The 427-nt window shown below is 34.9% G+C and carries 1 protein-coding gene; it reads left to right on the top strand.

What is annotated here, in order from left to right; all coding sequences use genetic code 11:
• On the top strand, nucleotides 1-369 hold a 369-nt coding region (locus AC6EMZ_RS23305), incomplete at its 5' end, for a CHAP domain-containing protein (protein WP_498405185.1).
• Nucleotides 370-427 lie beyond the last annotated feature (58 nt).

Raw genomic sequence — 427 nt, 5'->3', positions numbered from 1 at the left:
CTCTCATATCAAGCTATTGAACAAACGCATATTTCCCATGCTGCACATAATTATTATGGTAAAAAACAATACACTTGGTGGGCATTTAAACGTCGTGCTCAATTAGGTAAACCTGTATCAAATCGATGGGGTAATGCTAAGAATTGGTATAGCAATGCACGTCGATCTGGTTATGCAACTGGACATAAGCCTCGAAAATACGCTGTTATGCAATCAACGAGAGGCTATTATGGGCACGTAGCAGTGGTTGAAAAAGTATATAAGAATGGAAAAATCAAAATTTCTGAATATAATTATAATGTGCCATTAGGCTACGGCACACGCATTATTAGTAAATCGTCTGCACGAAACTATAATTATATTTATTAATCAAATCAAACAAACCGTCAAATAAGTATATCCTTGAAGCTATATATCAAGATATACC

The sequence above is a fragment of the Enterobacter sp. SCRI0065 genome (assembly GCF_059766475.1).
This window is presented reverse-complemented; position numbering and strand designations above follow the sequence as displayed.